Source organism: Scytonema sp. NUACC21 (assembly GCF_054684315.1).
The window spans coordinates 1-13563 of record NZ_BAAFZH010000034.1 but is presented as its reverse complement, the minus strand read 5'-3'; the positions used below and the strand labels follow the sequence as shown (position 1 = coordinate 13563).

The window sequence follows — 13563 nt, the reverse complement described above, 5'->3', positions numbered from 1 at the left end:
CTGCTAATTTCACACTAGTACAAGTCGGCGTAAAGGCGGCTCACAAATGTAAATGGCTCCAAAGCTTACAGTGTAAGCCTTTTAATTTCATCCTTTATCCTTCATACTTTAACCTTTCTATCTCTCTTATGGCAAATACTTTTGTACTACAGCCCAACCTGTAAGCGAAACCCAAACGAAGCTAAAGAATAAAGCGATATTAGCACCAACATGAACGCCCCTTGCCCAAGGGCGCTTGGTACTAATCAGCAACGCACTTCCACCAGAGAGCAAAACTAGGGCTACTACGATTACCCCAGCATACAGGTGGGACGAGTGCCCCAAGGAACCAAAGTGACCTAAGGTACCGATAATGCCAATAAGCAGCAATAGCATGACTAGACTTACCATGCAACTGCCAATTATAAAGTGGAAATTACGTACTTCGGTCTTGTCTCCTGTAAACCAAGGTGTCAAAGGGCGATGCGATGCTACTCGATCGCGAAACATCCAAATTCCCGTCAGTGCTAAGAGGAGATAAGCTAACAGCGACAAGCCCATTGACCATGCCGCTATTTTCCACAGCCAGAGAAATGAAGGTAGATTCATATTAAATATTTTACACAGAGGGAGGGAAGGAGGGAGTGAAGGGGTAATCTAACTAATGACAGATGACAAATAACGAATGACAAATAACAAAAAAGGGCTGCTGAGTTAAGCAACCCTCAAACTAAGCAAAATTTATTTTCTTAATCAATTTGATACTAAACCAGCGATATTTAAAGTTTTTATGGAATCTCCGGTTTTTGTATGATTTGCTTGAACAATTGATTTTTTATGAATAGGGCCTATTTCTGTTTGAGATAAGCTCTCAAACTCGTAATTGGTAGTTTCATTATTGGGAGTTTCATTGATGACAAGGCGATCGCACGGAATTGTATCCTTTCTTCTGCCTAGAGTGACAAAAGAGGGTTAAACTGCTTTCGCTTGTTTGCACGTCGCAATCCTTCATCAATTTCTCGTAACTCTTCATCCAACCGCAGCCGAAAAGTATCTGTGGGATTAGCTGCCAAAAGTAAAATGGTTTTGACACGCGTGTTTTTACTCATGAGAAAGCTTGGAGGAAGTGCCAGGACTGACGCAATCACAATTTAACCTTATTGTAAGCTAACAACATAAAAATAAGTTCTCATACTTCGCGTTTTTTTTCTTACTAGCTTTCAACTGAAGTCGCGATCGCGTAGTGGTTTAACGTTTCATTTGGGAATTGTTATTAGCCGGGTTCTTAGCTTCAGCGATTCCAGTCCAACAGGTTTTTTCTGCTTCGGATAGCCGATTCATTTTAGTCGCCTGACCTTTTTGTGCCTTCTATATGGTTTCGCGAGTGTTCGCAGCATTTTTCCGGGCAACATTTCTCGGCTTTCTTGTTGTTGCAGCCCAGCGTTGGCTAGTAAGTCTTTGGCTCACGTTCAACCTCCATACAAGGTGCTATTCAGTACAAGCGTGCAATCTGTAAGATTCTTTTGAACACATAGTTTTGTCAGCTTTTCTCCTCAAGTCGTACATAGACTCATAGTACAATTCCACGCCCGGAATCGAGGAAAGAAACTAAAATTTTTTGACAATTTTGTTATATAGCAAAATTTTCAATTTTTCACACAAATTATTCCGGCTGGGGGTGGAATTGCGATCGATTCCGGCTGGACTTGCAATAATTCCGGCTGGAATTCAAAGCTTTCCGCCTCACTCATAGGAAAAATCTGTGTCAATTCCTGCAATGAGAATATCGATATCGTCTACTGGTGTCCCCTTTTTTCTAAGAGTGGCATAAATATCACCAGAAATCGTTGCAGAGTCTGTAGTTAGAGACACAACTGTATTATATGAGGCAAATTCTAAAAAAGATGTTAGTTGTTTCTGTGCGCCACGATGCTTCAATCCGCTAATTATTTCGTAATAAGTAATGATGCTGATGTTGATTTTATCATATTCTTTAATATATGCATCAAACTTTTCAACCACCTGGGGGTGATTGCGAAAAAATAAGGATAAAATGTTAGTATCAACCAAGGCTGGTTTCATCGCTTCTTCTCCGCAAAAAAGCCTGCTGGCGACGTGCAATTATTTCTTCACTGAAGTCAGCAAATGTTTCATCTGACATATCGTTCCAGCAACCAGCGAACTGCATAATTTTATTGGGCGTATCTTTAGACGCCTCTACACCAACTCGAAAATAATGAATAAAATTATATAAGTCTTCCAGCTTGTCTTCGGGGATGAGATTGATTTCTGATAAAAGCTTTGTCCGTAAATTTGAGGATTCCATATACCAATTTACTGTTGAGTAGTGAAGTGATAAATAAATTATATTTCCGACGTTCACTCTTGCTGTTTCTGTGTTAACCCCGCTAAAGTTCTGGCTTCATAAATCAGTTGTGTCTCGAATGTTAACTGTTGTGACTTCATTAAAGTTTCAACGTCGCAACGTCTTGGAGTTTATGACTCTTGCTGAAACCACAAGGGAGTTAGAGCTAACAACTCACATTTTTGCTCCAACGCTATATCTTGAAAGAGTTTTTGGAACAGAACTACTAAGAGCAGCACCAGAAGGAACGTCATGGAGTGTCCAAGAAGCAAGGGGTAGAATTCAGGGCGTTGGCGCAAGTGTATCCGGGCTTGGTGCATACGCACGTGTCAGTGGATCAATGAATTTCTCGCTTATAACACTAGAAACGTCAAAAACCTATCAACAAATGAAAAAATCCTACGGTTTTTCAGATGGTATCAAAAGTTTCTGGAGTTGGATTGGTCTTGGGGCAAACGCTTCCTACCACAAGGAAGAGTTAACGCAAGTGTTTAACGAATTGAGCCAATCAAGCAAAACCGATGGAAGAATTAACATTGACCTTTACGTCACTGGATTGTATCCTGGCGTTCCAGTATCTGCTTCAGCATACATCCAAGCTTTTCAAGTGTCATCGAAGACTGAAAGCAGTCTCAAGTTCCCAGTTATATCTTCAGACGCGCCCACTCAAGATACTGGAGATCAAGATCAAAACGGTCAGAAACTCCCTACAAAGGATAATAACAGCACTATCGACATTTAGATGTTAATAAGGAAATGTTTGCCGCAGTGGCAAGCTTTTACTTAAATTTTGCTCTAGCTTCTTGATACTTGAAACAGGAAACTAGTATTTTAGGAGATGAAAATGCCAGTAATTCGTATGCAATGCCGTCAAAATAAGCATATTTAATTACAAAATTGTTCAGGACAAATGACCAGCTTTTACTTAAGTTTTGAACTAATGGCAAGATTTTAGTTAAAACCGAACGATTTTGGTTGCGATACGCGGAGCGTCAAGCCTCCGGCTTATCGCAATCGTTGGAGACAGTATCTTATCCCACTATTTAAAGTAAAATTCTGCCGCTAGTTCAGAATTAAACTAAAAGTAAGCCGCTTGTCCATTGACACTATCGTAAATAATTATACTTACTGCTTGAGAATTTTGTTAGAGTTACAAGGTTTTCATCTCACAGACTACCAGGTAACTATTCCAACTATAAAGTTGCCTCTTTCCAAGTAAAGTAAAAGCTTGCCATCGCGGCAAACAATTCCTTTAAGTCACAGTCCTTTCCTGCCAAGTTATCGTTCCAGTGACAATGGTAATCTTTTCTTATACAAGTAAGATGTATTTATTTATGGCTGGGCGTTTTGAAGGATTAAGTGACCTTGAATGGAAGCTTTTTGATGATGTGTTTCCCAAAGAACCGTCTAAGCGTGGAAAAGGAATGCCTCATGCTCCGTACCGCCATGTATTAAATAGTCTATTGTACATTCTAATTACAGGGTGTCGATGGTGTGATTTACCAAGAGGAGATATATGGGCATCCAAAAGCTCAGCCCACCGATGGTTAAAGCGTTGGTACTCAGATGGAACATTTGAACACTTAAAAGCACGCATATTAGCGATACGGCTTCAGCCGTTAAGCCTCCGGCTTATCGCAGACGAGAAAGGACTTATAAATTGGGAGTTTGGAGCAGTTGACGGGTCTTTTTCCCCCTGGGAAAGGCGGAGGTGAAGAAGTTGCCTATGGTGGCAAAGGAAAAGGTATCTTAATACACACGGTGATAGAGATCAAAAATGGAGATTGAGTAGAGGGAAAATGGCTGAAATCCAGTCTGGGTAAGGAGCGCGGATGGGTAGAGTGCTAGAATTCTCCTCAAGCCTTGTGGTACAAGGAATTCAGCCATTTTTCTGGAGAGTTCTTTTCCAACATCTACCCATCCGCGAATTAATGCCAGCATTGGCATCTAGTAAATAAAGTACTTCAACAGCTCCCGTTCTTTATATTCATGTAGTGAGCGATCGCTAACTTACCATCCAGGAAATAAAACACTTGAGCGGTTCCCGTTCTTCAAGTTCACTTCTTCAATGTTACGGTAATCAGCGTGGTGATTATAATATTGGTATGCGAATTATTGCCCGCAGCACTTTACGTTCGTTTTGGCAAGTACACCCTGATGCCGAGCAAGCGTTAAAAGCTTGGTATGATGAAGTAGGGCGTGCTAAGTGGAGCAGTCCGACGGATATCAAAAGTATTTACCGTAATGCGAGTATTCTTGCGAATAATCGTGTTGTTTTTAATATCAAAGGCAATGATTACCGCTTAATTGTTCACGTTCGTTATGACCTTGAAATCATCTTTATTCGTTTTATTGGAACGCATAAAGAGTAGGATAACGTAGATGCAACAACGATTTGAGTTTGTATTATTATGTTTGAACTTCGTCCCATCAAAAACGAAACTGATTATCGTGCTGCACTTAATGAAATTGAAAGGTTATTTGATGCGGAACCTGATACAGCAGAGTTTAACCGTTTAGACATTTTAACGACGCTGGTGGAAGCATACGAACAACGGCATTATCCAATTGAAGCACCTGAGCCAATTGAAGCTATTTTATATTATTTAGAATCTCGTGGCTTATCCAGTCGTAATTTGGAACCTATTATTGGCAGCGAGAAAGAAGTTGCGGACATCTTAAATCGCAAAAAGGCTTTGACGTTAGACATGATTCGACATTTACATGGCTCATTAAGTATCCCTGCGGATGTATTGATTAAACCTTATCCCTTGATGAAAAATTCGGCTTGACGGGGTTACTCCTTTCCCGCCAGAAGATTACCTATTTAAATAAACCGCTAAGACGCTAAGGACACAAAGAAAGAGGAAAAGAAGCTCGGTAATCTTACACCGGTAAGGGAGTAATCGGTCATCAATGAAAGAGTGTTTATAGATATATATTCGTTTCGTTTCAATCCCTAATAGGGATTCGATGAAATTTTCACCTGCATCCTCCCTTCTTTTACCAGTAGCTCCTGTAAGTTTCAATCCCTAATAGGGATTCGATGAAATTTTCACAAAGCTTGCCCCGCTGCTTCACGTTGAGACTGCAGTTTCAATCCCTAATAGGGATTCGATGAAATTTTCACAACGCCGAAGAATATGCTACTCTGAAAGCTGAGTTTCAATCCCTAATAGGGATTCGATGAAATTTTCACTGTTAGGAAATGTTGATTTTGGCATTATTGACAACGAAGTTTCAATCCCTAATAGGGATTCGATGAAATTTTCACAAGGTCAAGCCAACTCCACCGGCTTTGATAGTGCCGTTTCAATCCCTAATAGGGATTCGATGAAATTTTCACTTGCGGAGAGCAATGGGGTATAGGGCGTTATCTAGTTTCAATCCCTAATAGGGATTCGATGAAATTTTCACATCAAACTTATTCTTGATGTACCTGAGTATTTCAAGTTTCAATCCCTAATAGGGATTCGATGAAATTTTCACTAACCGTGGTGCAGATACTTTAGTTGCTACTGTTGTTTCAATCCCTAATAGGGATTCGATGAAATTTTCACATTACACAGTAATTGCCGTTTTACGGCATCTGTGTTTCAATCCCTAATAGGGATTCGATGAAATTTTCACACCCTGAAACCCACTTCTACATTTTGCGAGCTGATAGTTTCAATCCCTAATAGGGATTCGATGAAATTTTCACATTGGTCACCTCATAGTTACAAGCAGAAGGATAGTTTCAATCCCTAATAGGGATTCGATGAAATTTTCACCAAGCTTTGGCTTTGGCTTGGCGACGGAAATGTTTCAATCCCTAATAGGGATTCGATGAAATTTTCACGTAGTGGGATATGAAAATGATGATAAGGAAGATTTTGTTTCAATCCCTAATAGGGATTCGATGAAATTTTCACAATAGGCTGTCCCCTTCAATCTTTGGCTGCAAAATGTTTCAATCCCTAATAGGGATTCGATGAAATTTTCACGTCGGCATCACCCTTTCACCCTTGCTGCGGATTAGAGAGTTTCAATCCCTAATAGGGATTCGATGAAATTTTCACCCGAACTTTATCAGGTAACAAATATACAGAGTCAATTCTGTTTCAATCCCTAATAGGGATTCGATGAAATTTTCACGAAGTTTTTTAGCTTGCTTGGTTCGTCTTGCGATCGCGTTTCAATCCCTAATAGGGATTCGATGAAATTTTCACCTTTGGTCGGGGGAGGGGTGGCAGTAAATTGTCAAGTGTTTCAATCCCTAATAGGGATTCGATGAAATTTTCACGTTAGTAGAACGTCTGATACTTACTAATAATTATGTGTTTCAATCCCTAATAGGGATTCGATGAAATTTTCACTTATACCCGATAAGTATTTCAGATCCTCTATCCGGGTTTCAATCCCTAATAGGGATTCGATGAAATTTTCACTTGCTCGACGTTCCAATTCCGTTTCAAACAGCTGTTTCAATCCCTAATAGGGATTCGATGAAATTTTCACGAATAGGCGGTCTGTCCTCAAAATCTATCTACCAAGTTTCAATCCCTAATAGGGATTCGATGAAATTTTCACTGGAGTAAATTATGCATTTAAGAAATGTAGAAGGCGGTTTCAATCCCTAATAGGGATTCGATGAAATTTTCACTTCTTAATAATTCTTTGTACATTGCTTCTTGAACGTTTCAATCCCTAATAGGGATTCGATGAAATTTTCACCTGCCCAGTCGTTTTATAATATCCTCTTTCGATTCGTTTCAATCCCTAATAGGGATTCGATGAAATTTTCACCCGAGTCCGAATCTGATATTGTTGCCGTCTGGGGCGAAAGTTTCAATCCCTAATAGGGATTCGATGAAATTTTCACCCCAGGAGCCCAAAAACGAGTTTGTATGCAGTTTTCATGGTTCAAAATCGCGGATGGGTCAATCATAGCATCAAAAATGGAGAGAGGGGGAGATGGGGAGAGGGTTTTCCGGTTTTTGCACAGATTGTTTAATAATCACTAATTAACCGGACTTAATATCATCTTTAAAAACTCCAGCCATTGCTAACCAGGGGTTTTTCTGCTCAGTAGATAGCAATTTTACTGATATTGAAACAATTTCTGCATCAGCGTTCCGGGGTTTCTAGACGTTGCTGAAGTTCGGCTAATGCTGTTCTGCGTAGGCGCGAAGCCACTTGTCGCCAGACATCGCTTGCTTCAATTTGTAATTCAGGCAACCCTAGAACGATAGCAACTGTTCTGCCATTAGCTTCTTGCTTGACAATAACGTTTACTAAAATCTCACTATTGTCTTGGTTCTTATTTTGTGATAGAAGAGATTATTATTATAGCGACCCTATATTAAAATATCTTGCCACCTGCATGCAGTGGCAAATCTACTCAAATGCTTGACATTTGTAGTAGCGATTATACTCATCTGCCCTGGGTGCTGTGCAGCTAGTATTCGCCATTGAGCGCAAATTATCAAATCGGCATCAAGAGAGTTTTCTTTTGCTGTGGGTGTTCCACTTAACTTAGACTGCGCCCATAACACAGCTGCCATTTTAAGGCTCTCATCCGTGACCGATAGAAATGAAATAAATGCGGTCATTTCGTCAAGATTATCTAGACTATCACGATTGCCTGTGCGTGTACTCTCCAATATTAAATTTCGCCTGACTTCATAATCGCATAAAGATGATGAGACAATATAAACCCCTTTCGCTGCTAAACCCAACAACCAACGTTCACAAGCTTCCGCCTCGCCTTGCTTATAAGGATTAGCTATTAAACCGATAATCCCCGAATCCAACCACACAATTGCCATAGATTAAGAGTATAGTTTACATCCATCGGGTCGTGAAGCATCAATGTTTTGTTTAAATCTTTCCCAAGCTTCGGCTTTTTGTGCAGCTTCAGTATCGCTCATTGATTCATGTCTAGCGATTCTGGCTTTTAGTATTTCTACCGCTTGTGGTTTGGCTAAATTTGCCAGGGGATACTCAGTTTCAGGCGTCGCAAATAGTTTTTTTTCATCTCCTAAGTATTTGGTTAAAATATTTAGGTCATTATCATCAATGAGGATACCTTCGGGGCTACCTTCAAGAATCAGTAAGTAATTACAGCCATTGTTGCATGGGATTAAAGCAACAAACCGAGACATATCGATAATTCTATTTTCCGTAAGTCTAATTAACTTCATAAATTTAAAATCATATTTGTTTCAAAAGCACTAAGGAGAAATTTATTATTAATCGCTCTTCGTGCTACTTTGTTTGAGCCATCTTCTGAGTGTGCTAGCATATGCCTCAAAGTGACGCAAAGGAAATCGGACAACAAGGTCGCCAATCGCTTCATAAACTGTTGTAATGGCTGAATTGTCTGGGACATCTGTCAGACAAGACACCTCCTGAACAAAAAGTGGTTTCATTATAACTCACCGAATACCTAGACCTTTACGAGCGATAGCTTCGCTACAGCATAGCGGCAGATCGCACGACTCCCTAGGCTATGCAAATGACTATTTCTCGGAGAGGTTAGCGTGTGCAGAGATCGTTTCCTACTAGAGAAAGAATCTGTGAAGCCCAATGGCAATGAGAGATACAGTTAATGTCAAGCCAAATGTTTTTAAGAGACAGCACCCTCCTTAGACAAAACCACAAAAATAGAAAATGGCAGAACCAACACGTGAGCAATTTAGAGCAATCTATATAGTCTGCTACTGGTTAACCAAAATGTACTTACCCATTTACCTTGTCACCCTTGACCAAAGGAACGACAGAGTTGTTATCATCGCAGGAGAAGAGTCAGTTATCGTAATTAATCAACAAGGAGAACTCAGCTATGACCAACCCTAATTTTGAGGCAATGACCACAAAAGAATTACGTGCTTATGTTTTGGAGCATCGGGACAATCAGGAGGCAATAAATATACTGGCAAATCGTATTGAGGCGACAGGAACAAAGCTAAATTCTCCAGAGCAACTGCCAGAGATTATTGAGCGCAAACGCCAACAAAATCAGTCATAGCAGGAAATTACAATATGAACATTGCTGACTTATTACCGACTTTGCTTCTTCTGTCCCGTTCAGACAAACTCTTTTTATTGATATCAGTAAAATCTTTATTTTAATTTTACAATTTTCCAAAACAACTCTAAATCATCCAATTACGGCGATCGCTTCTAAGGGGTTGCGAACTCGGCGCAAGTCTTCGCAGTTGCTAGGGGGATAAATTGTAATACCTAACACTCTCCCTACCGCACCAGCAGCAATTAGCAGTGCTTCTTCGTTATTAAGCGGTTGCTTGACAACAGAAGGCTTATGTACAGGCAGTATCCGGTGATACTGAAAGAAGATTCTTGGTAGCACCTGCGATGGGGTGTTGCAGTTGGCGCTCCGGGCTACACCGGGCTTTATGCAAAGGGCGATATTTCAATTACCCTGGCTAACATTTTTAATACGGAGATGTGGGACACATGCGGACAACAGTTTGAGCTAGTGAAAACTTCTTGAGCGCTGTGTATAAAACTACTATGCTAATGCAGTATAACCGCTAAAAATAGTATTGTAACAACAAATTTAAGGAATTGGACAAGGAATTATAAAGGTGATAAATGTAACATATAGCAATTTGAAAAAGATTGTTTTATACCTCAAAACGCCTATCTAATTGTAGGAGCTAAAAGTGTCCGATCATTTCTCTCGTCGCCAGATTCTCAAGTCAGCTGGCTTAATGACTGGTGCTGCTTCATTAGGAAGCACAGCACTACTTGGCAATTTAATGACTGGTTCTAATACTAATAATACGGCACAAGCTCAAGAACCCAACAACCTTGCAGCTCCGCAGATGGTGATTAATAGTCGGATGTTATACTTCGGCTGGGTTCCTGAAGATCCTGCTGCTGTTAAAGCCTTAGTCCCAAATCGGTTCACACCGAACTCTAACGGTGCAGTCTTCATGAACCAATATGTAGTCGATACTGATGAACAGACTTCCGGTTTCGGAGCCTACTCGTTGACTTATCTTGGTGCCGATCTCCAAAACCTTGATGCTCCCGGTGGTGTCAACCCTGGTAGATGGTGGACTCATTACTTTAACTCATGTAGAGACGCGCCATGGCGCGTCTCTACAATTATGAAGTTATTTTTTTATTTAGAAATTCCCTAGCGCTCATGTTTAAAAAAGTCTTGATTGCCAATCGAGGTGAAATCGCCTGCCGTATTATTCGCACCCTCAATCGCCTCGGGATTGCCTCGGTTGCAGTCTACTCTGAAGCCGATGCCCATGCAGCCCATGTTGCTGTAGCTGGGGAAGCCGTCTGTGTTGGAGGTGCTGCTGCCAGCCAGAGTTATCTTCGCACTGATGCGATTTTGGCGGCAGCACAAGCGACGGGTGCCGAAGCAATTCATCCCGGCTATGGCTTTTTGAGCGAGAACGTGCAGTTTGCCGAAGCTTGTGCTGAAGCGGGAATTGTGTTTATTGGTCCCACACCCGACCAACTGCGGCGATTTGGACTGAAACATGAAGCACGAGCGATCGCCCAAGCTGCCGGAGTGCCCCTTGTTCCTGGTAGTTTGTTATTAGAGAATTTGCAGCAAGTTAAACAGGCAGCGGCAGAAATTGGCTATCCCGTGATGATCAAAAGCACGGCAGGGGGTGGGGGCATTGGGATGCAGTTGTGCCGGAGTGAAGACACTTTGCCAAGTCTGTTTGAAAATGTCCAGCGCTTAAGTCGCAATAATTTTAACCAAAGCGGAGTCTTTTTAGAAAAATACATCGAACGAGCGCGACACATTGAAGTGCAAATCTTTGGGGATGGTCAAGGGAACGTCGTTGCCCTTGGGGAACGGGATTGTTCGACCCAGAGGCGCAATCAAAAAGTCATTGAAGAAGCCCCAGCACCTAATATTAGCGATGCGCTACGACAGCGGTTGTATGAGTCTGCCGTTCAACTCGGGCGGGAAATTAGCTATCAATCGGCAGGTACCGTTGAGTTTATCTATGATGTGGATACCCAACAGTTCTACTTCTTGGAGGTGAATACCCGCTTACAAGTTGAACATGGCGTGACAGAAGCCATTACAGGAGTGGATTTAGTGGAGTGGATGGTGCGCCAAGCAGCAGGAGAGTCCCTAGACTTGGCATCCTACCAATACCAACCCCGAGGACATTCCATTCAAGTGCGGGTTTATGCCGAAGACCCAAATAAAAATTTCCAACCGAGTTCCGGTGAGTTAACTCAAGTGCAGTTTCCAGATGGCATTCGCTGCGATAGCTGGATTACCACTGGTACAAAAGTGTCGCCATTTTACGATCCATTATTGGCGAAGGCGATCGTGGATGGAGAATCAAGAGAACAAGCAATCGCCAATCTCCAAACTGCCCTTGCCCAATCTCGCATTGATGGTATTGAAACTAATCTAGAATACCTCCGCCAAATTATTGCCCATTCAACCTTTACTGAGGGCAATATCACCACGAAATTTACCAACAGCTTTACCTACCGCGCCAATACAATCGATGTGCTAGTTGCAGGCACCATGACCACCATTCAAGATTATCCCGGACGGGTGGGTTACTGGAATGTTGGTGTGCCGCCCTCTGGTCCGATGGATTCTTTAGCATTTCGATTGGGCAACCGGATTTTAGGCAATCCAGAATCGGCAGCCGGGTTGGAGTGTACCCTGTCTGGTCCCACTCTGCGCTTTAATTGCGATACAGTTATTTGTTTGACGGGAGCCCAGATGAAAGCCACCCTGGATAAACAACCCATTCCCTACTGGTCGGCAGTTCCGGTCAAAGCAGGGAGTACCCTACGGCTGGGTAGTATTCAGGGCAATGGTTTTCGTACCTATATCAGCGTGCAAGGCGGGTTTGATGTGCCCGATTATTTGGGCAGTAAAGCAACATTTACTCTAGGTGGGTTTGGCGGACATGGGGGCAGAGCTTTACAAGTGGGCGATGTCCTGAAATTGTATTCATTATCAACTCCTCAAAAGCCAGAGTTAATTTCTCCGGAATTAATTCCCAGCTACTCAAATCATTGGGAAATAGGAGTTTTGTATGGACCACACGGTGCGCCGGATTTCTTCACGGAAGACGACATTGAAACTTTTTTCAGCACTCATTGGGAAGTGCATTACAACTCGGCACGAACAGGGATTCGCTTGATTGGGCCAAAACCAACTTGGGCGCGGCAAGATGGTGGTGAAGCAGGGCTGCATCCCTCCAATATTCACGACAACGCCTATGCTGTTGGTACAATCGATTTCACTGGAGATATGCCGATTATCTTGGGTTTAGATGGGCCGAGTTTGGGAGGTTTTGTGTGCCCTGCTACCATCACCGAAGCCGAACTGTGGAAAATTGGGCAACTCAAACCAGGTAATACGGTTCAATTTCGTCGCCTCAGCTTTGACCGGGCATTACATCAAGAATTGCAGTTGAATCGGCAAATCCAAACACTGCAAGTGGGGGAATCGGTTGCTCTTATAACTGATGGCAGTGAACATCGTGCGATTCTGGCAGAAATTCCCGCAACTGATGACCAAATTGCTGTTACCTACCGTCAAGCGAGTGATAAGTACTTGCTGATTGAATACGGAGATTTGGTGCTGGATTTGAAGTTACGTTTCCGGGTTCATGAGTTAATGACTCACCTGGAAACCAATCCAATTCCTGGGATTTTGGAATTAACACCGGGAATGCGATCGCTACAAGTTCACTACGATAGCCGCATCATTTCGCAATCAGATTTAGTTGCCGCATTACAAAACATCGAATCTCATTTACCAGATATTTCCAATTTAGAAGTCCCCACCCGCATCGTCTATCTACCACTGTCCTGGGATGATGAATCGACTCAATTAGCCATTCAAAAATACATGCAGTCGGTGCGAAAAGATGCACCTTGGTGTCCTAGCAATATTGAATTTATTCGTCGGATTAATGGATTGGGTAGCATTGCAGAAGTCAAGGAAATTGTCTTTAATGCCAGTTACTTGGTTATGGGATTGGGGGATGTTTATCTTGGTGCGCCAGTAGCAGTTCCCCTCGATCCGCGTCACCGCCTCGTCACCACAAAATACAATCCAGCCCGCACCTGGACACCTGAGAATGCAGTCGGTATCGGCGGTGCCTATCTCTGCGTTTATGGCATGGAAGGACCGGGTGGTTATCAGTTTGTCGGACGCACCGTGCAGATGTGGAATCGCTCCAAACAAACGGCGGATT

Annotated in this window: 16 protein-coding genes and 1 CRISPR repeat array; of the genes, 8 read left to right on the top strand and 8 right to left on the bottom strand. The window is 42.2% G+C overall.

The window, feature by feature from the left end; all coding sequences use genetic code 11:
- Positions 1-126 precede the first annotated feature (126 nt).
- The 4 genes from ACYRY3_RS03185 to ACYRY3_RS03170 form a co-directional block, all read right to left on the bottom strand.
- Complete coding sequence (locus ACYRY3_RS03185; RefSeq protein ID WP_460200323.1) at positions 127-588, bottom strand: DUF4079 domain-containing protein; 462 nt, start codon at positions 586-588, stop codon at positions 127-129.
- Between the two features lie 344 nt (positions 589-932).
- Complete coding sequence (locus ACYRY3_RS03180) at positions 933-1127, bottom strand: hypothetical protein (RefSeq protein WP_460200322.1); 195 nt, start codon at positions 1125-1127, stop codon at positions 933-935.
- 595 nt (positions 1128-1722) lie between these two features.
- Complete coding sequence (locus ACYRY3_RS03175) at positions 1723-2061, bottom strand: PIN domain-containing protein (protein WP_460200321.1); 339 nt, start codon at positions 2059-2061, stop codon at positions 1723-1725.
- Positions 2042-2305, bottom strand: coding sequence for a hypothetical protein (locus tag ACYRY3_RS03170; RefSeq protein ID WP_460200320.1), 264 nt, complete (start codon positions 2303-2305; stop codon positions 2042-2044). The genes ACYRY3_RS03175 and ACYRY3_RS03170 overlap by 20 nt, the downstream gene beginning before the upstream one ends.
- Before the next feature lie 118 nt (positions 2306-2423).
- On the opposite strand from ACYRY3_RS03170, the gene ACYRY3_RS03165 reads away from it, so the two are divergent.
- The 4 genes from ACYRY3_RS03165 to ACYRY3_RS03150 all read left to right on the top strand — a co-directional run bounded on the left by ACYRY3_RS03165 (position 2424) and on the right by ACYRY3_RS03150 (position 5136).
- The gene (locus tag ACYRY3_RS03165; protein ID WP_460200343.1) at positions 2424-3086 is read left to right on the top strand and encodes a hypothetical protein; all 663 of its coding nucleotides are present in this window, start codon (positions 2424-2426) and stop codon (positions 3084-3086) included.
- Positions 3087-3678: 592 nt separating this feature from the next.
- Entirely contained in the window at positions 3679-4059 is a 381-nt protein-coding gene (locus ACYRY3_RS03160; RefSeq protein WP_460200319.1) for a transposase, read from the top strand.
- 390 nt (positions 4060-4449) lie between these two features.
- Positions 4450-4716 (top strand): type II toxin-antitoxin system HigB family toxin, encoded by a 267-nt coding sequence (locus ACYRY3_RS03155; RefSeq protein WP_460200342.1) that lies wholly within the window; start codon positions 4450-4452, stop codon positions 4714-4716.
- A 39-nt stretch (positions 4717-4755) separates the two neighbouring features.
- On the top strand, positions 4756-5136 hold the full coding sequence (locus tag ACYRY3_RS03150; RefSeq protein ID WP_460200318.1) for a helix-turn-helix domain-containing protein: 381 nt from the start codon (positions 4756-4758) through the stop codon (positions 5134-5136).
- A gap of 157 nt (positions 5137-5293) precedes the next feature.
- A CRISPR array of direct repeats spans positions 5294-7208; the repeat unit is 37 nt; unit sequence GTTTCAATCCCTAATAGGGATTCGATGAAATTTTCAC.
- 475 nt (positions 7209-7683) lie between these two features.
- Here the strand turns inward: ACYRY3_RS03150 and ACYRY3_RS03145 are convergent.
- Genes ACYRY3_RS03145 through ACYRY3_RS03135 form a run of 3 tightly spaced genes read right to left on the bottom strand, consistent with a single transcriptional unit; the run spans position 7684 to position 8757 of the window.
- The gene (locus ACYRY3_RS03145) at positions 7684-8154 is read right to left on the bottom strand and encodes a PIN domain-containing protein (RefSeq protein WP_460200317.1); all 471 of its coding nucleotides are present in this window, start codon (positions 8152-8154) and stop codon (positions 7684-7686) included.
- Positions 8155-8157: 3 nt separating this feature from the next.
- Entirely contained in the window at positions 8158-8529 is a 372-nt protein-coding gene (locus ACYRY3_RS03140; protein WP_460200316.1) for a hypothetical protein, read from the bottom strand.
- A gap of 48 nt (positions 8530-8577) precedes the next feature.
- A complete protein-coding gene (locus tag ACYRY3_RS03135; RefSeq protein ID WP_460200315.1) occupies positions 8578-8757 on the bottom strand; it encodes a hypothetical protein in 180 nt (59 codons plus the stop codon).
- A gap of 241 nt (positions 8758-8998) precedes the next feature.
- Between ACYRY3_RS03135 and ACYRY3_RS03130 the strand changes: the two genes are divergently transcribed.
- A complete protein-coding gene (locus ACYRY3_RS03130; RefSeq protein ID WP_460200314.1) occupies positions 8999-9184 on the top strand; it encodes a DUF6888 family protein in 186 nt (61 codons plus the stop codon).
- Complete coding sequence (locus tag ACYRY3_RS03125) at positions 9171-9356, top strand: DUF6887 family protein (RefSeq protein WP_460200313.1); 186 nt, start codon at positions 9171-9173, stop codon at positions 9354-9356. The genes ACYRY3_RS03130 and ACYRY3_RS03125 overlap by 14 nt, the downstream gene beginning before the upstream one ends.
- A gap of 132 nt (positions 9357-9488) precedes the next feature.
- On the opposite strand, the gene ACYRY3_RS03120 is transcribed toward ACYRY3_RS03125, so the two are convergent.
- Positions 9489-9698, bottom strand: coding sequence for a hypothetical protein (locus tag ACYRY3_RS03120; protein WP_460200312.1), 210 nt, complete (start codon positions 9696-9698; stop codon positions 9489-9491).
- A 316-nt stretch (positions 9699-10014) separates the two neighbouring features.
- Between ACYRY3_RS03120 and ACYRY3_RS03115 the strand changes: the two genes are divergently transcribed.
- Complete coding sequence (locus ACYRY3_RS03115; RefSeq protein ID WP_460200311.1) at positions 10015-10497, top strand: hypothetical protein; 483 nt, start codon at positions 10015-10017, stop codon at positions 10495-10497.
- Positions 10498-10502: 5 nt separating this feature from the next.
- Positions 10503-13563: urea carboxylase (gene uca, locus ACYRY3_RS03110; RefSeq protein ID WP_460200310.1), on the top strand; the 3061-nt coding region annotated here is incomplete at its 3' end.